This is a genomic window from Streptomyces sp. NPDC046925 (assembly GCF_040644915.1).
In the GTDB taxonomy this organism is placed as follows: Bacteria; Actinomycetota; Actinomycetes; order Streptomycetales; family Streptomycetaceae; genus Streptomyces.
Genome location: NZ_JBEYWZ010000011.1, coordinates 47,219 through 70,277, shown reverse-complemented (window position 1 = coordinate 70,277; position 23,059 = coordinate 47,219). Strand labels below are relative to the sequence as shown.

The following is a 23,059-nucleotide window of genomic DNA, read 5'->3' as shown; positions in this document are numbered from 1 at the left end:
TCGTGCTGGTCAACGGACCGGCTCAGCGAGAGGCAGACATGACCGCCACTGTGAACCGCACGATCCTGCTCTTCGACATCGAGCAGTTCGGCAGGCGCGACGACGTGGAGCAGGCCTTCCTGCGACGTCTGCTGTACGACGTCGCCGACCAGACCCTCACGGCCGCGGGCATCGACGAGACTGCCCGGCTGCGCGCCGACCGCGGCGATTCCGTCATGGAACTCATCGACGCCAACATCCCGGTGTCCGTGCTCCTGAAGAGCCTGCTGGCCGAGACCCCTGCGCTGCTGCGCAACAAGAACCGCGTGGCCTCGAACAGCGCCCAGATGCGTCTGCGCATCGTCCTCTCCACGGGCCACGTCGCCGTGGACGAACTCAACGGCTGGGTCGGCTCGGATCTCAACCATGCCTGCCGACTGCTGGACGCAGCCCCCCTGCGCGAGGCGCTGCGGCAACGCGAGGAGGACAGCGTGCTGTGCGTGTCCGACGGCGTCTACCAAGGGGTGGTGCGGCACGGGCCCCTGGGCGTGCGGCCGGAACAGTTCCGGCGGATCACAGTGGACGCGAAGGAGGGGCCGACGATCGCGTGGGTGCACGGCGAGGCCGGCGGCGCCGCGCCGTCCACCGCTCACGAAGACAGAGCGCCGCAGGAACCCGAGCCGGGAATGCAGCACAACACCACGCACGTGGGCCGAGACCAGTACGGCGGCAACACCCACGTCCAGGGCGACGTCCACTACCGCTTCGGCGGAGGGGACGGACGATGAGCCAGGATGAGGCAGAAGGCACGGCCACGGCCGACGAGACCACCGAGGGCGGCGACCAGAAGCAGGAGGGGACGCCCGACGCGCAGGAACAGCGCCAGAAGGCCTGGGCCGCCCGGCGGGACCTGATCGAGCACGCCCCGTCCTTCGTCTCCAGCCTGGTCAAGCGGGACCAGTACGGAGTCAGCGGCGGGCACGTACAGGGCAACGTGATCTACCAGTTCGGCGGCCCCTCAGACACGCTCGCCGGCCCTGCATCCGGACCCATCCCCCGGGCCGAGATCGAGGCGCTGGCAGCGGTCTTCCAGCGCTGCCCCAGCTTCGACGAGGCGCTCGCCCGGCTGCGGACCGAGCGCGTCGTGGTCCTGTCCGGGGGCCACGCGACGGGCCGCCGCTCCGCCGCGATGATGCTGCTGCTTCAGCTGGGCGTGGAGCGGATGCGTGACCTGGAACCGGGCACCTCCCCCGCGGCATTGCGCGAGCATCTGGACGGCGCAGCCGGATACGTCCTGTGCAACCTGGCGACCAGCAGGAGTCGCCCCTTGCGAGAGCTGCATCTGCGGAGCATGCGCGAGCAACTGGAGCACGCCGGCGGCCATTTGGTGATCACGATCGAACCGTCTGCGGCGCTCGGCGACGTACCGTCCGTGCGCTGGGCACCCCCACCAGTGCAGGACATGCTGTGCGCCCATGTCACCCAGTCCGTGGGAGCGGCTGCGTGGGCGGAGCTGTGCCGACTGGCGCCGGTGCGGGAGTTCCTCGACCGGGAGCATCGACCGGATGAGATCGCCCGGTTCGCACAGCGGCTCGTCGCCCTGCACCGCGGTGAGACCAGCGAACAGGAGTTGGTCGCCCACGGACAGGCCGATGTCGCCGCCCAGGTCACCCAGTGGCTGACCGGCGAGAAGCCCCCGCTGCTCGACAAGGCGTTCCTCATCTCGCTCGCCGTCTTCGACGGAGCCTCGTACGCGGTGACAGCCGAGCTCGGCGACCGGCTCTTCGCGTTGCTGCAGAAGATCGAGGACCCCGACGAGCCACCCCGCATCCCCGTCTTCGGCAGCACACGGGCCGACCGCCTCCAAATGGCCCGCGCCGAGGGCCACATGGGAACGGAGGTCACCGAGTGGGGCGCGGTCGAGCAGTTCGTCGCCGGCTTCCGGGACCGGGACATCGCCCGGATCCTGCTCCACGAGGTGTGGAATCTGCACCCGTCCGCCCGCCCCGCCCTGGTCGCCTGGATCAAACAGCTCGCCAGTGACGGCCGCCCCCTCGTGCGTACCCGTGCCGCCGCGGCGGCTGCGCTACTGGCAGCGGCGGATCTGCCGTCCTCGCTGGCCCTGCTCATCGAGCCGTGGGCCGACGCGAACAGCCATGGCGCCTGGCTGAACGCGGCGAATGCCCTCACCTTGGCCGTACTCCTGAAAGTGCCCGCCGTCCCCCAGATCCTGCACGGCTGGTGCACCGGCGAGAACGAGAGCCGTCGCTGGACAGCCATCCGCGCATACGGACTGCTGGGCCCTGTGCTCCACGAGGAGGCCCTCCAATCCTTGCTGGACGTCGCCGGCCAACAGCGGTGGAACGCGGAAGAAGAGGCGGGCGAGCAGGAGGAGGCGCTGCAGCTCGCTGACGCCCTCGAACTGCTGCTCCTCGCGGTGGAAGGACCGGTCCTCGCCCGCCTCGCCGAATACATTCGTGACGATCACACGGTCCGGGATCACGCGCTGCTCGCCTTTCTCCACGCCTGCGAGCAACTGGAGGAGGACAGCGACCGCCCGCTGGTCCTCGGCTGGTATGCCCGCGCGGCAGACGAGGACACGCCCGAGGACCGGGAACACCTGCTCACCTTCTGGCACAACGCGCTCAACGACCGCGCCCACACCTCAGAGGCCCTGAGCGTGCTGCGCGATTGGGTGCGCATCGCGGACCGGGACCCGGCGTCCGAAGCAGCGCTCACCGCACTGCTTCCCGCTCTTGCCACCGCGCCCGCCGACCGCCAGCGCATCGGCCATCTGCTGCGCACAGCACGCGGCACCGACGGCCGGATACCGGAGGCGAGCACACGGCTGCTGTCGGCGCTGTCCGCTGCCTGACCCCTCGCCGAGGAGACGGAACATGGAAGACACCCACATACAGCCCGACGAACCCAACTGGCTGCAGCAGAGGCCCGAGTCCCCTACGACTTACTCGCAACGGCCCGACCCGGTGATCACCGTGTGGCAGTTGCCGCGCATCAGCCTCGGTGGCCGCCGCTACACCGGTCGCATCGACCACACCCTGGTCCTCGTCACCCGCAAAGGGGAGTACGAGACGTTCCCACCGCCCGCTCGCCCCACCTCCCTCAGGCGGTACGTAGCCCTGTACGAGGTGAACACGGACCCGCACTCCTTCTCGGTGCGTGTCCCCCTCCCCAGTTCGGTGGACAGCTTCGAGTTCGAGGCCGCCGTGGACGTCACCTGGCGCGTCGCCGACCCGAAGTGCTTCGTGATCAGCCAGGAGCGCGACGTCCCAGCCCTCCTCACCCGCGAACTGCTGCGGCTCATGCGCGCGGCTGGCCGCCGCCACTCCATCACCGCGAGCGCCGCCGCCGAGATCGATGTCCAGCAGGCGGTGGAGAGGGGTGGCGGCGTCGGCGGCCGCGAAGGCCTGTGGGTCGACTGCTCCGTACGCCTGCGGCGTGACGCCTCCGAGCGTGCCCATCAGGACCGGCTGCGGACAGCCCTGCACGAGAGGGAGGCTGCCACGCCCGAGCACGAGGTGGCGGTGCTGCGCGACGAGCAGGACCGGCAGCTCATGGCCGAGAAAATCAAGTTCTACGAGAGCCACCTGGCCAAGGGCGGTGTCGGCGCGCTCTCCCTGCACCTGGCCGAACACCGCGAGGACACCAAGCTGGTCCTGGAGCATCTCCGCGCCGACCAGGCCGAACTCGTACAGACCCAGCTCCATCTGATCGACCAGGCCCTGGAGAGCCAGGGCTTGGAGGACTACCAGATGGAGGAGCCCCATCGACTCATCGCCGAGCGCATGACGGACATCCTCAAGCCGACGTCCGAAGCCCCGGACGAACTCCCGCCCCATTACCCGGAGCTGCCCCCGCAGCCACCGGTCGAGAAGCGTCCGGAGCGCCCGGCATGACCACCGTGGGCGACCCCCGGACTCATGCAGGCGCACAGCTGCTCGCCGACCTCCGTACGGAGATCGCCCGCGCCGACTCCAAAGCCACCGTTCTGGTCGGAGCACTCAGCATGTCGACCGGACTGCTCGGCGGTCTGCTGGCCAGCCGAAGTTGGACCCCTTCCCTGCTCTCGGCTCCCGCCGGCGTCCTGTGGTGGGCAGGAGTCACCTCCCTCGCCGGCGCGCTCATCTCCCTCCTGCTCGCCGTGATCCCCCGCTACCGCAGAAGCCGCTGGAGGTCAGGCGAGCCACTTACCTACTTCGGCGACGTGCACCGGGCAGCACGGGCCGGACAGCTCGACGCCGCCCTAGCCGAGGCCGGGCTGGATCCCATGCGCGGTCTGCTCCCCACCCTCACCGAGACCAGCCGCATCGCGGCGCGCAAGCACCTGTGGATCCGCATTGGCCTGATCGCCTTCGGCTGCGCCTCGCTCCTGCTCACCGGATCGCTGCTCATCGACTGAACCGCCCATGGAAGGAGCACACATGTCCCCGCCTCCCGAACCCGAGATACCCCGCGCGCCGGAGCCCCCGGAGGACCCGGACCTCGCCTTCCGCGACGGACGAGTTCACATCACGGCCAGGCAGCGCCGTGCGGACGCTCTCACACTCGGCAGTCTGCTGCTGCACCTGCCCCACGTGGCCATGAGCGCGGCTGTGGTCTTCCTCGTGTCGTACGCCATCGATGCCCTCATCGGCATCCCCTGGTGGGTCGGTGTCGGAGCGTGGGCCCTGAGCGGAACTCTCGTCTTCCACCGCCCCAGCGAACGCGTCCTGGCCCGCCACCTCTTCGGCCTTCGCCATCCGACCCAGGAGGAGCACCGGCGATTCGGGCCGGTCTGGCGTGAGGTGACGGCGCGTGCCGGAGTGGACGGGAACGCCTACCAGTTGTGGGTCGAGGACAGCGATGGCATCAACGCCATGGCGGCCGCCGGGCACATCGTCGGGGTCACGAGCCATTCGCTGAACGAGCTACCGTCCGCCCAGCTCGGCGGCGTACTCGCGCATGAACTCGGTCACCACACCAGGGGCCACGCATGGGCATCGCTGCTCAGCTTCTGGTACGCGCTGCCGGGGCGCATCGCCTGGCGCCTCCTGCTCCGGCTCGCCTCGCTCGTCGACCGGCTCTCCGTGGGAGCGACGGCCGCCGTGGTCACCCTGGCCGGAGCCGCTTTACTGGCCGTCGCGGTCGCCACGTACGGCCTGGTGCTCCTGCCCCTGGTCACGCCTTATCTGGTGGCAGCGGTCGCCCGGCAGTCAGAACTCCGGGCTGATCGGCACGCGGCGGCGCTCGGCTTCGCGCCCCAGCTCATGGCGGTGCTCCGCAAAGAGCAGGCGGGCCAGGAATCAGAACGCGCCACGGCAGCGGCACTCGGCTCACCGCTCCGGGTGCCCGGCCTGATCGCCCGGCTGCTCTCCTCGCACCCCGATCTGCACACCCGGCTACACCACCTCCAGCAGGGTCTGGACGGCGGGCGCTGAAACGCCGAAGGGCGGCCACCCCTGTCGGGATGACCGCCCATCAACTCAAGCGGCTAGCTGAGCACGCCTACTGGTTGTAAGGCCCGTAGTCGTAGTCCTCCAGCGGCACAGCCTGGCCCGACCCCGTCCCGAAGGGCGAGTAGTCGATGTCGTCGTAGCCGACGGCCGAGTACATCGCGGCCTTGGCTTCCTCGGTCGGCTCCACCCGGATGTTGCGGTAGCGGGAGAGACCCGTACCGGCCGGGATGAGCTTACCGATGATGACGTTCTCCTTGAGGCCGATCAGGGAGTCGGACTTGGCGTTGATCGCCGCGTCCGTCAGGACCCTGGTCGTCTCCTGGAAGGAGGCCGCGGACAGCCACGACTCCGTTGCCAGCGAGGCCTTGGTGATACCCATCAGCTGCGGACGGCCGGAGGCCGGGTGGCCGCCTTCCGTGACCACACGACGGTTCTCGGTCTCGAACTTCGAGCGCTCGACGAGCTCGCCCGGCAGCAGCTCCGCGTCGCCGGACTCGATGATCGTCACGCGGCGCAGCATCTGCCGGATGATGATCTCGATGTGCTTGTCGTGGATCGACACGCCCTGGCTGTTGTAGACCTTCTGGACTTCGCCGACCAGGTGGACCTGGACCGCGCGCTGACCGAGGATCCGCAGCACGTCGTGCGGGTTGGTGGCACCGAAGGTGAGCTTCTGGCCCACCTCGACGTGGTCACCCTCACGCACGAGGACCTTGGCACGCTTCGAGATCGGGAACGGCGTCTCGTCGCTGCCGTCGTCCGGAGTGACGACGATCTTCTTGGTCTTCTCGGTCTCCTCGATACGGACGCGGCCTGCCGCCTCCGAGATCGGGGCGACACCCTTGGGCGTACGAGCCTCGAAGAGCTCGACGACACGGGGCAGACCCTGGGTGATGTCGTCACCGGCGACACCACCGGTGTGGAACGTACGCATCGTCAGCTGCGTGCCGGGCTCACCGATGGACTGGGCGGCGATGATGCCGACCGCCTCACCGATGTCGACCAGCTTGCCGGTGGCGAGCGAACGGCCGTAGCAGAAGGCACAGGTGCCGACCGCGGACTCGCAGGTCAGGACCGAACGGGTCTTGACCTCCTCGACGCCGTTGGCGACCAGGGCGTCGATGAGCACGTCACCGAGGTCGACGTTGGCCGGCGCGATGACCTTGCCGTCGATGACGACGTCCTCGGCCAGCATGCGGGCGTACACCGAGGTCTCGACGTTCTCCGTCTTGCGGAGCACACCGTCCTCGCCCTTGACCGCGATCTTCAGCTTCAGACCGCGCTCGGTGCCACAGTCCTCCTCGCGAATGATGACGTCCTGCGAGACGTCGACCAGACGACGGGTGAGGTAACCGGAGTCAGCGGTACGGAGAGCCGTGTCCGCAAGACCCTTACGAGCACCGTGCGTCGAGATGAAGTACTCGAGCACCGACAGGCCCTCACGGAAGGAGGCCTTGATCGGGCGCGGGATCGTCTCGTTCTTGGCGTTCGACACCAGACCACGCATACCGGCGATCTGACGCATCTGCATCATGTTTCCTCGGGCACCCGAGTCAACCATCATGAAGATGGGGTTCGTCTTGGGGAAGTTCGCGTTCATCGCCTCGGCAACCTCGTTGGTCGCCTTGGTCCAGATCGCGATGAGCTCCTGCGTGCGCTCGTCCTTGGTGATCAGACCGCGCTCGTACTGCTTCTGGACCTTCTCGTCCTGGGCCTCGTAGCCCGCGACGATCTCCTTCTTGGCCTCGGGGACCACGACGTCGGAGATGGCCACGGTGACGCCGGAACGGGTCGCCCAGAAGAAGCCGGCCGCCTTCAGGTTGTCGAGCGTCGCCGCCACGATGACCTTGGGGTAGCGCTCGGCCAGGTCGTTGACGATCTCGGAGAGCTGCTTCTTGCCCACCGAGTAGTCGACGAACGGGTAGTCCTCGGGCAGCAGCTCGTTGAAGAGCGCGCGGCCCAGGGTCGTACGCAGCCGGAAGCTGTCGCCCTGCTGGTACTCGGGCTCGCCCTCTTCGACGGCCGGCGGGGTCCAGCCGCGCGGCGGGATGGTGCCCACCGGGAAGCGGATGTCGACCTTCGCCTGGAGCGAGAGCTCCTTGGCGTCGAACGCCATGGTCGCCTCGGCGGAGGAGCCGAAGGAACGGCCCTCACCGATGACCTTGCGCTCTTCCTCGTCGGTCGTGAGGAAGAAGAGGCCGAGGACCATGTCCTGGGTCGGCATGGTGACGGGACGACCGTCGGCCGGCTTCAGGATGTTGTTCGAGGACAGCATCAGGATGCGGGCCTCGGCCTGCGCCTCCGCGGAGAGCGGCAGGTGCACGGCCATCTGGTCACCGTCGAAGTCCGCGTTGAACGCGGTGCAGACGAGCGGGTGGATCTGAATGGCCTTGCCCTCGACCAGCTGCGGCTCGAAGGCCTGGATGCCGAGGCGGTGCAGCGTGGGCGCACGGTTCAGGAGAACCGGGTGCTCCGCGATGACCTCTTCCAGGACGTCGTACACGACCGTGCGGCCGCGCTCGACCATGCGCTTCGCCGACTTGATGTTCTGCGCGTGGTTCAGGTCGACCAGGCGCTTCATCACGAACGGCTTGAAGAGCTCCAGTGCCATGGCCTTCGGCAGACCACACTGGTGCAGCTTCAGCTGCGGGCCGACGACGATCACGGAACGCGCGGAGTAGTCCACACGCTTACCGAGAAGGTTCTGACGGAAGCGACCCTGCTTGCCCTTGAGCATGTCGCTCAGGGACTTCAGCGGGCGGTTGCCGGGACCGGTGACCGGGCGACCACGACGACCGTTGTCGAAGAGGGCGTCCACGGCCTCCTGGAGCATGCGCTTCTCGTTGTTCACGATGATCTCGGGCGCACCGAGGTCGAGAAGCCGCTTCAGGCGGTTGTTGCGGTTGATCACGCGGCGGTACAGGTCGTTCAGGTCGGAGGTCGCGAAGCGGCCACCGTCCAGCTGCACCATCGGACGCAGGTCCGGCGGGATGACCGGCACGCAGTCGAGCACCATGCCCTTGGGGCTGTTGCTGGTCTGCAGGAACGCGGAGACGACCTTGAGGCGCTTGAGCGCACGGGTCTTCTTCTGGCCCTTGCCGGTACGGATGATCTCGCGGAGGCGCTCGGCCTCCTCGTCCAGGTCGAACGACTCAAGGCGCTTCTGCAGGGCAGCGGCACCCATCGAACCGTCGAAGTACGTGCCGAAGCGGTCACGCAGCTCGCGGTAGAGCAGCTCGTCGCCCTCCAGGTCCTGGACCTTGAGGTTCTTGAAGCGGTTCCAGACCTCGTCGAGACGGTCGATCTCGCGCTGCGCACGGTCGCGCAGCTGCTTCATCTCCCGCTCGGCACCTTCGCGCACCTTGCGGCGCACGTCGGCCTTGGCACCCTCGGCCTCGAGCTCGGCCAGGTCGGTCTCGAGCTTCTTGGCGCGGGCCTCCAGGTCGGAGTCGCGACGGTTCTCGACCTGCTGACGCTCCACGGAGACGTGCGCCTCCAGGGAGGGCAGGTCACGCGTACGGCGCTCCTCGTCCACGAACGTGATCATGTACGCCGCGAAGTAGATGACCTTCTCGAGGTCCTTCGGGGCGAGATCAAGCAGGTAGCCGAGGCGCGACGGAACGCCCTTGAAGTACCAGATGTGCGTGACAGGGGCGGCCAGCTCAATGTGGCCCATCCGCTCACGACGCACCTTGGCGCGAGTGACCTCGACGCCGCAGCGCTCGCAGATGATGCCCTTGAAGCGGACACGCTTGTACTTACCGCAGTAGCACTCCCAGTCCCGGGTCGGACCGAAGATCTTCTCGCAGAAGAGTCCGTCCTTTTCGGGCTTGAGCGTGCGGTAGTTGATGGTCTCCGGCTTCTTGACCTCGCCGTGCGACCACTGTCGGATGTCGTCCGCGGTGGCAAGGCCGATCCGCAGCTCGTCGAAGAAGTTGACGTCGAGCACTTGTCGTCAATCCCTCTTTCGGGGTCGTGTCTCAATCATGGTCTGAACGGGTCCGGGGAGAGCCGACCGGATACGAGATCCGGCCGGCCAACCCGTCAGACCTCTTCGACGCTGCTCGGCTCGCGCCGGGACAGGTCGATACCGAGCTCCTCCGCCGCGCGGAAGACGTCCTCGTCGGTGTCGCGCATCTCGATGGACATGCCGTCCGAGGACAGCACCTCCACGTTGAGGCAGAGCGACTGCATTTCCTTGATGAGCACCTTGAAGGACTCGGGAATGCCCGGCTCGGGGATGTTCTCGCCCTTGACGATGGCCTCGTAGACCTTCACGCGGCCGGTCACGTCGTCGGACTTGATCGTCAGCAGCTCCTGGAGGGCGTATGCGGCGCCGTATGCCTCCAGCGCCCACACCTCCATCTCACCGAAGCGCTGACCACCGAACTGAGCCTTACCACCCAGCGGCTGCTGGGTGATCATGGAGTACGGACCGGTCGAGCGAGCGTGCAGCTTGTCGTCGACCAGGTGGTGCAGCTTGAGGATGTACATGTACCCGATCGAGATCGGGTCCGGGAACGGCTCGCCCGAGCGACCGTCGAACAGCCGCGCCTTGCCGGACGGGAGGACCATGCGGTCGCCGTCGCGGTTCGGGACGGTGTGCTCGAGGAGACCGGCCAGCTCGTCCTCGCGGGCGCCGTCGAAGACCGGAGTCGCGACGTTCGTCCGCGGGGCCACCTGGTCGGCGCCGATGCGCTGCAGGCTCTGCGCCCACTCCTCGCTGAGACCGGAGACGTCCCAGCCCTGGCTGGCGAGCCAGCCGAGGTGGATCTCCAGGACCTGACCCGGGTTCATTCGGGACGGGACACCCAGCGGGTTGAGGATGATGTCGACCGGCGTGCCGTCCTCAAGGAAGGGCATGTCCTCGATCGGAAGGATCTTGGAGATGACACCCTTGTTGCCGTGCCGGCCAGCGAGCTTGTCGCCGTCCGTGATCTTGCGCTTCTGCGCCACGTAGACACGAACCAGCTGGTTCACGCCCGGCGGCAGCTCGTCGCCCTCTTCACGGTCGAAGACGCGGACGCCGATGACCTTGCCGATCTCGCCGTGCGGCACCTTCAGCGAGGTGTCGCGCACCTCGCGCGCCTTCTCACCGAAGATCGCGCGGAGCAGGCGCTCCTCCGGCGTCAGCTCGGTCTCACCCTTGGGCGTGACCTTGCCGACGAGGATGTCGCCGGCGACGACCTCGGCACCGATACGGATGATGCCGCGCTCGTCGAGGTCGGCGAGGACCTCTTCGGAGACGTTCGGGATGTCCCGGGTGATCTCCTCCGGGCCGAGCTTGGTGTCACGGGCGTCGACCTCGTGCTCCTCGATGTGGATCGAGGAGAGGACGTCGTCCTGTACGAGGCGCTGCGACAGGATGATCGCGTCCTCGTAGTTGTGACCTTCCCAGGGCATGAACGCCACGAGCAGGTTCTTGCCGAGGGCCATCTCGCCCTCTTCGGTCGCGGGACCGTCGGCCAGGACCTGGCCCTCGATCACGCGGGCGCCCTCGTCGACGACAACCTTCTGGTTGACGGAGGTGCCCTGGTTCGACCGGGAGAACTTGGCGATGCGGTACGTGGTGTACGTGCCGTCGTCGTTCGTGACCGTGACGTAGTCCGCGGAGACCTCCTGGACCACACCCGCCTTCTCGGCCTTGATCACGTCACCGGCGTCGACCGCGCAGCGGTACTCCATGCCGGTGCCGACGAGGGGAGCCTCGGCGGTGATCAGCGGCACGGCCTGACGCATCATGTTCGCGCCCATGAGGGCACGGTTGGCGTCGTCGTGCTCGAGGAACGGGATCATCGCGGTCGCGACCGACACCATCTGGCGCGGCGAGACGTCCATGTAGTCGACGTCGTCGCCGGGGATGTAGTCGATCTCGCCGCCACGACGGCGGACCAGGACGCGCGACTCGGTGAAGCGCATGTCCTCGCCGAGCACGGCGTTGGCCTGCGCGATCACGAAGCGGTCTTCTTCGTCGGCCGTGAGGTAGTCGACGTCGTCGGTGACGACACCTTCGACGACCTTGCGGTACGGCGTCTCGACGAAGCCGAACGCGTTCACGCGGCCGTAGGAGGCCAGCGAACCGATCAGACCAATGTTGGGACCTTCAGGCGTCTCAATCGGGCACATACGGCCGTAGTGGGACGGGTGCACGTCACGGACCTCGAAGCCGGCCCGCTCACGGGAGAGACCACCCGGACCAAGAGCCGACAGACGGCGCTTGTGGGTGAGACCCGACAGCGGGTTGTTCTGGTCCATGAACTGCGACAGCTGCGAGGTGCCGAAGAATTCCTTGATCGACGCCACCACGGGGCGGATGTTGATCAGGGTCTGCGGCGTGATCGCCTCGACGTCCTGGGTCGTCATGCGCTCGCGGACGACGCGCTCCATACGAGCCAGACCCGTACGGACCTGGTTCTGGATGAGCTCGCCGACGTTGCGCAGACGACGGTTGCCGAAGTGGTCGATGTCGTCGGTCTCGACGACGATCGACGTGCCGCTGTCGCCAACGGTCTCGACCTCACCGGCGTGCAGCTTCACCAGGTACTTGATCGAGGCGATGATGTCCTCGACCGTGAGGATGCCCGCGTCGAGCGGAGCGTCCGCACCCAGCTTCTTGTTGACCTTGTAGCGGCCGACCTTCGCGAGGTCGTAGCGCTTGGGGTTGAAGTAGAGGTTCTCAAGCAGGGTCTGAGCGGCCTCACGGGTCGGCGGCTCGCCCGGACGGAGCTTGCGGTAGATGTCGAGCAGCGCGTCGTCCTGGCCCTGGGTGTGGTCCTTCTCCAGGGTGGCGCGCATGGACTCGTACTCGCCGAACTCCTCGAGGATCTGCTCGGTCGTCCAACCGAGAGCCTTGAGCAGAACGGTGACCGACTGCTTGCGCTTGCGGTCGATGCGGACACCGACCATGTCGCGCTTGTCGATCTCCATCTCCAGCCAGGCACCCCGGGACGGGATGATCTTGGCGGAGAAGATGTCCTTGTCGGACGTCTTGTCGATGGAGGAATCGAAGTAAACACCCGGCGAACGGACCAGCTGCGACACGACGACACGCTCGGTGCCGTTGATGACGAAGGTGCCCTTGTTCGTCATGAGCGGGAAGTCGCCCATGAAGACCGTCTGGGACTTGATCTCGCCGGTCTCGTTGTTGGTGAACTCGGCGGTGACGAAGAGCGGGGCGGCGAACGTGAAGTCGCGCTCCTTGCACTCGTCGATGGAGTTCTTCGGAGGCTCAAAACGGTGGTCGCGGAATGTCAGCGACATCGACCCAGAGAAGTCCTCGATCGGGGAGATCTCCTCGAAGATCTCCTCCAGACCGGACTTGGTGGGGACGTCCTGTCCGCTGTCCAGAGCCGCCTCGACACGAGCCTTCCACGCTTCATTGCCGAGCAGCCAGTCAAAGCTCTCGGTCTGCAGCGCAAGAAGGTTCGGAACCTCGAGGGGCTCCTTGATCTTTGCAAAGGAGATGCGCAGCGGGGCGGTGCTTGCGCCGTTGTTCGTATTCGCGGTCGAGGCAGTGCGCGAGGCGGCCAAGAGGGGGTCCTTCCGAGGGCTCGGACTCACTACGCGCGTACCGGTCCCAGGCTGGGCACAGAGACAGAATTCCCTGGTCAGGGAGGATTCGGTCCACGGTGCTCAAGCATGGGCATGCCCCTGGTGACGGGCAGGAGGCAGCTAACAGGCAGCGCAAAGGGTCAGTGTAGCCAGTTGGCCCACTGATGTCCAGTGCGGGTTCTGGGAGACCCTCGTTGTTCTCAACCCCTGCTGCAAGCCACGCCCTCGATGCACATCGATACTGCCCTCTTCGCCGCCGATCCATGCCTCGGATGCGGATCGTTGTGACGACGCGTCCTGAGAATTGCGCGCTGCGTGCGGTTCGTCAAGGCCCCCCTGCCCCGACTTGGCTCTCGGATCGTCACCGTCACGGCCGTCCCAAGGCACAACGAAGATCACCATACTCGTCGGGACCGACAGCGCAAGGCAGCCGTAAGGGTGCGCCGGAGAACGCCGAAGGGCGACCACCCAGATGGGTGATCGCCCTTGACGAGGCGCTGCCTGAGCAGCGCCTGAAAGGAGTCGGAAGACTCGCGAGGTTACTTGACCTCGACCGAGGCGCCGGCAGCCTTGAGGGACTCGGCAGCCTTGTCGGCGGCCTCCTTGGCGACCTTCTCGAGGACCGGCTTCGGGGTGCCGTCGACGAGGTCCTTGGCCTCCTTGAGACCCAGGGAGGTGAGCTCGCGCACGACCTTGATGACCTGGATCTTCTTCTCGCCGGCGCCGGTGAGGATGACGTCGAACTCGTCCTGCTCCTCGGCGGCCTCGACCGGGGCGCCCGGGCCGGCCGGGGCGGCGGCGACGGCCGCGGCGGCGGTGACGTCGAACTTCTCCTCGAAGGCCTTCACGAACTCGGAGAGCTCGATGAGGGTGAGCTCCTCGAACTGGGCAAGCAGGTCTTCCTGGCTGAGCTTCGCCATGATGGGCGATCCTTCCACTAATTCGGCTGGTGCCGGGTGTATATGAAGGCGGGCGTACGTGCGGCCCGCTGCGACCGTCGCCCTAGCGGGCGGCGATCAATGCGCGAGCCGAATTACTCGGCACCGCCCTGCTCGGCCTTCTTGGCACGAAGCGCTTCCGCGGTGCGGACGAACTTCGACGGCAGAGCCTGGAAGAGCTGCGCAGTCTGCGTCTGCTTGCCCTTCAGCGCGCCGGCCAGCTTGGCGAGCAGAACCTCGCGGGACTCGAGGTCCGCGAGCTTCTTGAACTCATCGGCGGACAGCGCCTTACCGTCAAGGACACCGCCCTTGATGATGAGGTTCGGGTTGTCCTTGGCGAAGTCACGAAGACCCTTCGCCGACTCCACCGGGTCACCGGTGACGAAGGCAACCGCCGTCGGACCCGAGAACAGGTCGTCCAGCGTGTTGATCCCGGCCTCGTTGGCCGCGATCTTGGTCAGCGTGTTCTTCACCACGGCGTACTCGGAGTTCTCACCGAGGGAGCGGCGCAGCTGCTTGAGCTGCGCCACGGTGAGACCCCGGTACTCGGTCAGCACGGCGGCGTTCGAGCTGCGGAACTTGTCCGTGAGCTCGGCTACCGCGGCAGCCTTGTCGGGCGTCGGCATAGAGCGTCGGCCTCCTTCCGGGTGATGAGGACCGCTCAGAAGGGGCTGACAAAACAAAACGCCCCGGCGCAGGCGCACGGGGCGTGAGCTCGACCCGACGGAATTCCGTCCGGGAGCACTTCCACAGTCACCTGCGCGGGTCGTCCGCAGTTTCAGCGGATCCTTCGGCCACCGCACTCCCTTACGAGTGCACGGCAACGACCAGCGGTCTTTGGCTTCTGTGGAAGAGTACGCGAACGAGTTCGCGTCAAGCAAATCGGCTCAGATGCCGCTGTCGGTGTCGTCTCCCAGGCCGCCCGAGCCGCCCTTGCCGAGCTCCTTGAACATCTCCATCAGGTCGAAGGTCTTCCCGGCCGGAGGAGCGCTCACCTTGGCCTCGGAGCCGTAGTCGGAGAACGTCTGGGACGTCTTCATCGTGCCCTCGGGGGACTTGATGTCGATGTCCATACGGACCGGGTAGTCGTCCTCGTTGACCCAGACCTCGGTGTCGTAACCCTTGATGCCCGACTTCTCGATGCCCTTGAGCAGCTCTTCGCGCTCGCTCTTGCCGAGCACCTCGTCGAGGCCCTTGTTGGACTCCATCATTTCCTTGACGGTGAGCCGGCCCTTGTAACGCTGGGCCTGCACGCCGTCGACCTTCGCGGAGCCGACGTGCTTCAGGTTCGGCGAGTCCAGGAGCATGGCGAGCTGCTGCGCCGGGTCCTGGTTCATGCTCTCCAGGCCGCCGGTCATCTGCTTGGCGAGCTTCTCGTCACCGGCCTGCTCGGCGATGGAGTTCAGGTCCATCTTCATCCACTGCTTGCCGTCCATGTCCTTGGCGGCCGCGGCCCCCATGTCCATGTACATGACGTTGTCCAGCCACAGCATCCGGACCTTCTCCGGCGCCTCGGGGTCACCCTCCGTGAGCGCCGAACCGGACATCGTCATATCCATGACGGTCGGGTCCCAGCCCATGACGCCGGACATCTTCATCTCACCGGCGCCACCGCCCATCGACGCCGGTGCCGTCATCGTCATCTCGACCTTGGCCGACTTGGCCTTCGAGGTCTTCTCGTACGCCGCCGTGATGACCTCGGTCACCTTCGACCGGGACTGCGTCTCCCCCGAGTCCGCCCCCTCGGTCTTCTTGTCGTCGCCTCCGCAGGCCACGGCACCGGTACACAGCATCGCGGTGGCGAGCACGGCGCCCGCAGCTCTCTTCACAGTCATGACCCCACCCCTAGGAACAAAAGATCGACCAAGAACACATGATCGACGCAATTCGGTTTGGCGAGAATACCTGACGGCCGAGGTCAGGCCTGCGGCTGCTGATTCATGAGGTCCTTGAAGCTCATGGTGTCCGAGGCCGCGGGCTTCTCCACGGAAACGGGCGTGCCGTAGTCGCTGTAGTAGGCGGTCTGGGAGAACTCCCCGTCAGCCATCTCGCCCTTCTCGGCCTTCTTGACCAGCAGATCGTCGCCGTCGACCCAGATGTCGATCGTCTGCTTGCTCAGGCCCACCTGCTTGAACTGCTTGCGCAGCTCTTCCATCTGCCCGGCGTCGAGATCCGAGTTCTTGCCGGTGAAGTCCGCGGCGTCGACGGTCCCCGAGTAATGGGTCGTCTTCGTGCCGCGTACGGTCTCCTCGCCCACGCGCTTCACGTCACCCGAGGCAAGGAGCATCTTGACCGACTGGTTCGGCGTGGAGTTCTGCATCTGGTCCTTGAAGGCGTCGCCGGCGGCGCCGCTTATCTCGGCCAGCGTGGCGTAGTCGTACTCGATCCAGTGCTTGCCGCCGCCCGCCTGCGCCGCGAACTTGTCGCCCATGTTCGCGTAGAAACCGTTCTTCAGATAGCGGTAGTCGATCTTCGACTGCCCTATCTGCTCCATCTGCTGGGCCTGGGTCCCGCCCGTGAGCGTCGCCGTCATGTTGCCGGTGATGCCGTCCGACCACTTCATGGAGCCGGTCATGTCCATCGACATCTTGTTGCCCATGACCGTCTTGCCCTCGATCTTGGCCGAGTCGGCGTCGTCGGTCTTGTCCTCGATGGTGCGCAGGGCGGCCACGGGGCTGAGGGCGACGGAACCCTTGCCCTTGCCCTCCCCTTCGCCTTCCCCGCCGCCGGAGGAGCCACAGGCCGCGACCCCGGTCAGCGCGGCGGCCACCGCGATCGACAGGCCCGCGTGACGCATGGTCGTGCTGTTCATGACATCCCACCCCTTGCACTCGTGTGAATCCCGCACGCTAATGCAGTCCCCCGAAAGCGCTGAGGAACACGCACTAATACGAGGACGGGCCCCGCACCTCGAAAGGTTGCGGGGCCCGTCATCACAAACGCGTACACGACGCGGCTGCCGTCAGATTCAGACGGCGGCCGGGTCCTCCTCGACGAGGAGGTTGCGGGTGCGGTTGCTGTCCAGCGGAATGCCGGGGCCCATCGTGGTGGTGAGCGCGGCCTTCTTGATGTAGCGACCCTTGGCGGCCGACGGCTTCAGACGGAGGATCTCCTCCAGGGCCGCGGCGTAGTTCTCCACCAGCTTGGTGTCGTCGAAGGACACCTTGCCGATGATGAAGTGCAGGTTCGAGTGCTTGTCGACGCGGAACTCGATCTTGCCGCCCTTGATGTCGTTGACAGCCTTCACGACGTCGGGGGTCACGGTGCCGGTCTTCGGGTTCGGCATCAGACCACGCGGACCGAGCACGCGGCCGAGGCGGCCGACCTTGCCCATGAGGTCCGGGGTGGCGACGACGGCGTCGAAGTCCAGGCGGCCCTTGGCGACCTCGTCGATGAGCTCGTCGGCGCCGACGATGTCGGCCCCAGCGGCTTCCGCGGCCGCAGCACGGTCACCGGTCGCGAAGACCAGGACCCGGGCGGTCTTGCCGGTGCCGTGCGGGAGGTTCACGGTGCCACGGACCATCTGGTCGGCCTTGCGCGGGTCGACACCCAGGCGGAAGGCGACCTCGACGGTGCCGTCGAACTTGGTCGAGGAGGTCTCCTTGGCGAGACGGACGGCCTCGAGCGGGGCGTAGAGCTTCTCCCGGTCGATCTTGGCGTCCGCAGCGCGGAGAGTCTTGCTGCGCTTCACTTCTGCTCCTGTGGGTTTCAGGTGTGGAGTCGTGGTGTGGACCAGCGCTTGGCCCTACCACTGAGAAAGGTCAGACGGGGAAAGCTCTTAGCCCTCGACCGTGATGCCCATGGAACGGGCGGTGCCGGCGATGATCTTCGACGCGGCGTCCAGGTCGTTGGCGTTGAGGTCTTCCATCTTGGTGGTGGCGATCTCGCGGACCTGCGCCTCGGTGATCTTGGCGACCTTGGTCTTGTGCGGCTCGCCGGAGCCCTTCTCGACACCCGCGGCCTTGAGGATCATCTTGGCGGCCGGCGGAGTCTTGGTCACGAAGGTGAAGGAGCGGTCTTCGTAGACCGTGATCTCCACCGGGATGACCCAGCCACGCTGCGACTCGGTCGCGGCGTTGTAGGCCTTGCAGAACTCCATGATGTTGACGCCGTGCTGGCCCAGCGCGGGACCGACCGGCGGGGCCGGGTTGGCTGCGCCGGCCTGGATCTGGAGCTTGATAAGCCCCGTGACCTTCTTCTTCTTGGGAGGCATTGCTCTCTCCGGGTCCTAGTGAGAGTTTCCAGCCGCCATCCAGTCATCCGGATGGAGGCATACCGCACCACGATAACGGGTATAGTCGCGCGGCCAAAAACCGAGCAGGTCAGACAGGCTTTGAGAGCCGGTCTGACCTGGTCGGAGGCGTGTGTTCCAGAGGAAGCCGCTAAGGCTAGTTCTTCTGGATCTGGTCGAAGCTGAGCTCGACCGGGGTCTCGCGGCCGAAGATCTCGACGAGACCCTTGACCTTCTTCGAGTCGGCGTTGATCTCGTTGATCGTCGCCTGCAGCGTTGCGAACGGACCGTCCGTGACGGTGACCGAGTCGCCCACCTCGAAGTCCAGGACCTGGACCTCGACCTTGCGGGACGGAGCCGGCTTGCCCTCGGCCTCGGCGGCCTCACGGGCGGCCTTCTCCTCGGCCTCCGGGGCGAGCATCTTGACGATCTCGTCCAGGGTCAGCGGGTACGGGTCGTAGGCGTTGCCCACGAAGCCGGTGACGCCGGGGGTGTTGCGGACGACGCCCCAGGACTCGTTCGTCAGGTCCATGCGCACCAGGACGTATCCGGGGAGCTTGTTCTGACGGATGGTCTTGCGCTCGCCGTTCTTGATCTGCGCGACCTCTTCCTGCGGCACCTCGGCCTGGAAGATGAAGTCCTCGACGTTCAGCGAGACGGCACGCTGCTCGAGGTTGGTCTTCACGCGGTTCTCGTAACCGGCGTACGTGTGGATGACGTACCACTCGCCGGGGAGGGTGCGCAGCTCGTCGCGCAGGGCCACGATCGGGTCGACCGGCTCGGCCTCTTCCTCGTCCTCTGCGGAATCCGCGGACTCGGCGGCCTCTTCGGTCTCGTCCTCCGCGGCGGTCTCGACGTCCTCGTCGGCGTCCGCGGACTCGGCGCCGGGCTCGACGTGCAGCGCCGACTCCTCGGCGGGGGCGCCCGCGGCGGCGTCAGCAGCCTCGGCCTGGTCCGGGTCCTCGGCGTCCGCCGCCTCGACGATGTCGAGCTGGTCCTCCACGGACTCCGCGGAGTCCACGCGCGGCTCAACGGCGTCGTTCAGGTTCGGGTCAGACACGGTGGCTGCTTCTTCCTGGATACAGAGGGGTGGAACGCGCGAAACGGGCGCCGGGTACGGCGCCCTTCGCTCTTGGCTGTGCCATCGGCTCAGCCGAAGACGTACTTGACGGCCTGGTTGAACCCATAGTCAATCACGGTCACCAGACCGATCATGATGACGACGAAGACAATCACCACGGTGGTGTACGTCGTGAGCTGACTGCGAGTCGGCCAGACGACCTTGCGGAGTTCCGCGACGATCTGGCGGTAGAAGAGCGCGAGACGGCCGAAGGGGCCCTTCTTGCCGCGCTTGCCGCCCTTGCGGGCCTTCTTCTTGGACTCCGGCGCCTCGTCCTGGGCATCAGGCATGTCGATGGAGCCCACGGCGTCCGTCACTCGTCCTCACCTGATTCCGGGTCGTGGCCGTGCCGCGCCCGGTATGAGCCGCACGGCGGTGCAATGCAGTACGTACATGCGCACACATCCGAGAGGAGTGTGTAGCAGGGCCGGAGGGACTTGAACCCCCAACCGCTGGTTTTGGAGACCAGTGCTCTACCAATTGAGCTACGACCCTTTGATTTCCCCCAACCTACCGCATCCGCCCGGCTGCACAGAGTGCGAGGAGAGGGTGCGGCCGGTGAGGGCCAACGAGCAGTGAGTGTACGTGTTCTGCGGCGCCCCGTCGAACAGAAACAGATCCGGTGGCCTTGTCGAACATCTGAAACCCGTGTGCCGGGGGTCTTTCGGGTCTGGAACGATGGGGCGATGAGCGCTTCCACTTCTCCCACCGAGCGCCGGGTCTCCGCCCGCATCGGCGCGATCTCCGAGTCCGCGACCCTCGCCGTCGACGCCAAGGCGAAGGCCCTCAAGGCCGCCGGACGGCCGGTGATCGGTTTCGGCGCGGGTGAGCCCGACTTCCCGACGCCCGACTACATCGTCGAAGCCGCCGTCGAGGCCTGCAAGAACCCGAAGTACCACCGCTACACCCCGGCCGGCGGGCTTCCCGAGCTCAAGGCCGCGATCGCCGCGAAGACGCTGCGCGACTCCGGGTACGAGGTCGAGACCTCGCAGATCCTGGTGACCAACGGCGGCAAGCAGGCCATCTACGAGGCGTTCGCCGCGATCCTCGACCCGGGCGACGAGGTCATCGTCCCGGCTCCGTACTGGACGACGTACCCGGAGTCGATCCGTCTCGCGGGCGGTGTGCCGGTCGATGTCGTCGCCGACGAGACCACGGGCTACCGCGTGTCGGTGGAGCAGCTGGAGGCCGCGCGCACGGAGCGCACGAAGGTCGTCCTCTTCGTGTCGCCGTCCAACCCGACGGGTGCCGTCTACAGCGAGGCCGACGCCGAGGCGATCGGCCGCTGGGCCGTCGAGCACGGCCTGTGGGTGATGACCGACGAGATCTACGAACACCTCGTCTACGGAGACGCGAAGTTCACCTCGCTCCCCGCGATCGTCCCCGAGCTGCGCGACAAGTGCATCGTGGTCAACGGCGTGGCCAAGACGTACGCGATGACCGGCTGGCGCGTGGGGTGGATCGTCGGCCCGAAGGACGTCGTGAAGGCCGCGACGAACCTCCAGTCGCACGCCACGTCGAACGTCTCCAACGTCGCGCAGGTCGCCGCCATCGCGGCCGTCTCCGGCGATCTGACCGCCGTCGAGAAGATGCGCGAGGCCTTCGACCGGCGCCGCAAGACCATCGTGCGGATGCTGAACGAGATCGACGGCGTGCTCTGCCCCGAGCCGGAGGGCGCCTTCTACGCGTACCCGTCGGTGAAGGGCCTCATCGGCAAGGAGATCCGCGGCAAGCGCCCGCAGAACTCGGTCGAGCTCGCCGCGCTGATCCTGGAGGAGGCCGAGGTCGCGGTCGTCCCGGGCGAGGCCTTCGGGACGCCGGGTTACCTGCGCCTTTCGTACGCCCTGGGTGACGAGGACCTCGTCGAGGGCGTCTCGCGGATCCAGAAGCTGCTGGCCGAGGCACGCGACTAAATAGGTCACCTGCCATTTTCGGTAGGTCTACGCGCGCGTGCGGGCCGTCTCCCCCTCTCCGGGGAGGCGGCCCGTTTCTTCGTTCGGGCATGTGCACGATGTGGGGAAGTGGCTTCCGGAGGCCATCCACGTACGGCAAGATCTTCGAATGCTGCGTTCTTCAGGGGGGCACCCCCCGAACCCCCCGGGTGTACGTGACGTAAGAGAGCTGCCGAAGGCCCATCTGCATCTGCACTTCACCGGGTCGATGCGGCCCACGACCCTGCTGGAGCTCGCCGACAAGTACGGCGTACGCCTGCCCCCGGCGCTGACCGGCGGTGAGCCTCCGCAGCTGCGGGCGACCGACGAGCGCGGGTGGTTCCGCTTCCAGCGGCTCTACGACATGGCGCGGTCCTGTCTGCGGGAGCCCGAGGACATCCAGCGCCTGGTGCGGGAGGCCGCGGAGGAGGATCTGCGGGACGGCTCGGGGTGGCTGGAGATCCAGGTGGACCCCACGTCGTACGCCCCTCGGCTCGGCGGGCTGATCCCGGCCCTGGAAATCATCCTGGACGCCGTCGACAGCGCCTCTCGGGACACCGGCCTCGGGATACGCGTGCTCGTCGCCGCGAACCGCATGAAGCACCCGCTGGACGCCCGCACGCTGGCCCGGCTCGCCGTGCGGTACGTCGATCGCGGCATCGTCGGCTTCGGGCTCTCCAACGACGAACGCCGGGGATTCGCACGCGACTTCGACCGGGCCTTCTCGATCGCGCGGGACGGCGGCCTGCTCGCGGCGCCGCACGGCGGTGAGCTCAGCGGCCCCTCCTCGGTGCGTGACTGCCTCGACGACCTGCACGCGGGCCGGATCGGGCACGGGGTGCGGGCCGCCGAGGACCCGCGGCTCCTGAAGCGGCTCGCCGACCGGGGCGTGACCTGCGAGGTGTGCCCGGCGTCGAACGTGGCCCTCGGCGTCTACGAGAAGCCCGAGGACGTGCCGCTGCGCACCTTGTACGACGCCGGGGTGCCGATGGCTCTCGGGGCCGACGATCCGCTGCTGTTCGGGTCCCGGCTGGCCGCGCAGTACGAGATCGCCCGCAAGCACCACGCCTTCGACGACAGCGACCTGGCCGAACTCGCCCGGCAGTCGGTACGCGGCTCGGCCGCCCCCGTCGACGTACAGCAGAAGCTCCTTGCGGGGATCGAGGAGTGGCTCAGCGGCTGATGCCCGCGAGGAGCGTGCCGGCGAGGGCGGCGGCGAACGCGTCGACGGGCTGCGGGGGCTGCTTGCCGACCTTGGAGTCGTAGGCGAAGGCACGCTGGGCGCAGGCTCCCAGGAGGAGCGAGGCGGCGGCGAAGGTGTCGGCGTCGGGGGCGATCCGGCCGGCGTCGCGTTCGGTGCGGAGGTAGGCGTCGAGGGCCTCGATGGGCACATGCGGGCCCGTGCCCATCTCCTGCATGGAGTCCTCGTGGCGGCGCTTGAGCCTGGTCTCGGCGTAGAGGGATGCGGCGATCGGGAAGCTCTGGGCGTAGAAGTGGCAGGCCAGGCGGGCGATCTCGGCGAGGTTGTCCGCCACGGAGCGCTCCCCCGGATCTTCGGCGAGGCGGCGCAGGAGCGGGCCGAGGCGCGGCAGTCGCTCCTGGAGGACGCCCACGAAGAGCTCCTCCTTGCTCGCGAAGTGCTTGTAGAGCGCGGCTTCGGAGCATCCTGCCGCCTTGGCGATCTCCTTGGTGGTGGCACGGGCGAGGCCGATGGTGAGCATGAGTTCGTGGGCCGCATCGAGGATGCGGGCCCGGGTGGGCTTCTGCTGCATGTGCCGTCCAACCAACCTTGACGCATGGGTGAGTGAATACTCACCCTAGTGGTGAGTGAATACTTACCCACCTGGGGAGGG

At 67.1% G+C, this 23,059-nt stretch carries 18 protein-coding genes and 1 tRNA gene; 7 read left to right on the top strand and 12 right to left on the bottom strand.

Going from position 1 to position 23,059, the window contains the following annotated elements:
- The first annotated feature begins 38 nt into the window (after nucleotides 1-38).
- From ABZ906_RS33975 to ABZ906_RS33955, 5 genes are read left to right on the top strand one after another with little or no spacing between them, the layout of a single operon-like run.
- On the top strand, nucleotides 39-767 hold the full coding sequence (locus ABZ906_RS33975; RefSeq protein WP_361389596.1) for a hypothetical protein: 729 nt from the start codon (nucleotides 39-41) through the stop codon (nucleotides 765-767).
- Complete coding sequence (locus tag ABZ906_RS33970) at nucleotides 764-2,854, top strand: hypothetical protein (RefSeq protein WP_361389594.1); 2,091 nt, start codon at nucleotides 764-766, stop codon at nucleotides 2,852-2,854. Before ABZ906_RS33975 ends, ABZ906_RS33970 begins: the two co-directional genes overlap by 4 nt.
- Before the next feature lie 22 nt (nucleotides 2,855-2,876).
- Nucleotides 2,877-3,896, top strand: coding sequence for a hypothetical protein (locus tag ABZ906_RS33965; RefSeq protein WP_361389593.1), 1,020 nt, complete (start codon nucleotides 2,877-2,879; stop codon nucleotides 3,894-3,896).
- Nucleotides 3,893-4,399: a Pycsar system effector family protein gene (locus tag ABZ906_RS33960; RefSeq protein WP_361389591.1), complete on the top strand. Its 507-nt coding sequence runs from the start codon at nucleotides 3,893-3,895 to the stop codon at nucleotides 4,397-4,399. Before ABZ906_RS33965 ends, ABZ906_RS33960 begins: the two co-directional genes overlap by 4 nt.
- Before the next feature lie 22 nt (nucleotides 4,400-4,421).
- Nucleotides 4,422-5,417, top strand: a complete 996-nt coding sequence (locus ABZ906_RS33955; protein WP_361389589.1) for a M48 family metalloprotease — start codon at nucleotides 4,422-4,424, stop codon at nucleotides 5,415-5,417.
- A gap of 67 nt (nucleotides 5,418-5,484) precedes the next feature.
- On the opposite strand, the gene ABZ906_RS33950 is transcribed toward ABZ906_RS33955, so the two are convergent.
- The 11 genes from ABZ906_RS33950 to ABZ906_RS33900 form a co-directional block, all read right to left on the bottom strand.
- Nucleotides 5,485-9,384: a DNA-directed RNA polymerase subunit beta' gene (locus tag ABZ906_RS33950; RefSeq protein WP_361182378.1), complete on the bottom strand. Its 3,900-nt coding sequence runs from the start codon at nucleotides 9,382-9,384 to the stop codon at nucleotides 5,485-5,487.
- A 95-nt stretch (nucleotides 9,385-9,479) separates the two neighbouring features.
- Nucleotides 9,480-12,965 (bottom strand): DNA-directed RNA polymerase subunit beta, encoded by a 3,486-nt coding sequence (rpoB, locus tag ABZ906_RS33945; protein ID WP_361182380.1) that lies wholly within the window; start codon nucleotides 12,963-12,965, stop codon nucleotides 9,480-9,482.
- A gap of 560 nt (nucleotides 12,966-13,525) precedes the next feature.
- Nucleotides 13,526-13,906, bottom strand: coding sequence for a 50S ribosomal protein L7/L12 (gene rplL / locus ABZ906_RS33940; RefSeq protein ID WP_361389587.1), 381 nt, complete (start codon nucleotides 13,904-13,906; stop codon nucleotides 13,526-13,528).
- A 113-nt stretch (nucleotides 13,907-14,019) separates the two neighbouring features.
- Nucleotides 14,020-14,550 (bottom strand): 50S ribosomal protein L10, encoded by a 531-nt coding sequence (rplJ, locus tag ABZ906_RS33935; protein WP_361182382.1) that lies wholly within the window; start codon nucleotides 14,548-14,550, stop codon nucleotides 14,020-14,022.
- Between the two features lie 261 nt (nucleotides 14,551-14,811).
- Nucleotides 14,812-15,759: a DUF6612 family protein gene (locus ABZ906_RS33930; protein WP_361182383.1), complete on the bottom strand. Its 948-nt coding sequence runs from the start codon at nucleotides 15,757-15,759 to the stop codon at nucleotides 14,812-14,814.
- An 83-nt stretch (nucleotides 15,760-15,842) separates the two neighbouring features.
- Entirely contained in the window at nucleotides 15,843-16,736 is an 894-nt protein-coding gene (locus ABZ906_RS33925) for a hypothetical protein (protein ID WP_361389585.1), read from the bottom strand.
- Between the two features lie 156 nt (nucleotides 16,737-16,892).
- Nucleotides 16,893-17,615, bottom strand: coding sequence for a 50S ribosomal protein L1 (gene rplA / locus ABZ906_RS33920; RefSeq protein ID WP_361182387.1), 723 nt, complete (start codon nucleotides 17,613-17,615; stop codon nucleotides 16,893-16,895).
- 87 nt (nucleotides 17,616-17,702) lie between these two features.
- Nucleotides 17,703-18,137, bottom strand: a complete 435-nt coding sequence (gene rplK, locus ABZ906_RS33915) for a 50S ribosomal protein L11 (RefSeq protein ID WP_160506641.1) — start codon at nucleotides 18,135-18,137, stop codon at nucleotides 17,703-17,705.
- 175 nt (nucleotides 18,138-18,312) lie between these two features.
- Nucleotides 18,313-19,215 (bottom strand): transcription termination/antitermination protein NusG, encoded by a 903-nt coding sequence (nusG, locus tag ABZ906_RS33910; protein WP_361182388.1) that lies wholly within the window; start codon nucleotides 19,213-19,215, stop codon nucleotides 18,313-18,315.
- Between the two features lie 89 nt (nucleotides 19,216-19,304).
- Nucleotides 19,305-19,592 (bottom strand): preprotein translocase subunit SecE, encoded by a 288-nt coding sequence (secE, locus tag ABZ906_RS33905; protein ID WP_190084400.1) that lies wholly within the window; start codon nucleotides 19,590-19,592, stop codon nucleotides 19,305-19,307.
- A 105-nt stretch (nucleotides 19,593-19,697) separates the two neighbouring features.
- Nucleotides 19,698-19,770, bottom strand: a tRNA-Trp gene (locus ABZ906_RS33900).
- A gap of 191 nt (nucleotides 19,771-19,961) precedes the next feature.
- On the opposite strand from ABZ906_RS33900, the gene ABZ906_RS33895 reads away from it, so the two are divergent.
- Nucleotides 19,962-21,188, top strand: coding sequence for a pyridoxal phosphate-dependent aminotransferase (locus tag ABZ906_RS33895; RefSeq protein ID WP_361389583.1), 1,227 nt, complete (start codon nucleotides 19,962-19,964; stop codon nucleotides 21,186-21,188).
- A gap of 148 nt (nucleotides 21,189-21,336) precedes the next feature.
- Complete coding sequence (locus ABZ906_RS33890; RefSeq protein ID WP_361182392.1) at nucleotides 21,337-22,389, top strand: adenosine deaminase; 1,053 nt, start codon at nucleotides 21,337-21,339, stop codon at nucleotides 22,387-22,389.
- Here ABZ906_RS33890 and ABZ906_RS33885 read toward each other — a convergent pair.
- On the bottom strand, nucleotides 22,379-22,978 hold the full coding sequence (locus ABZ906_RS33885) for a TetR/AcrR family transcriptional regulator (protein ID WP_361182393.1): 600 nt from the start codon (nucleotides 22,976-22,978) through the stop codon (nucleotides 22,379-22,381). The genes ABZ906_RS33890 and ABZ906_RS33885 overlap by 11 nt on opposite strands.
- Between the last annotated feature and the right edge of the window lie 81 nt (nucleotides 22,979-23,059).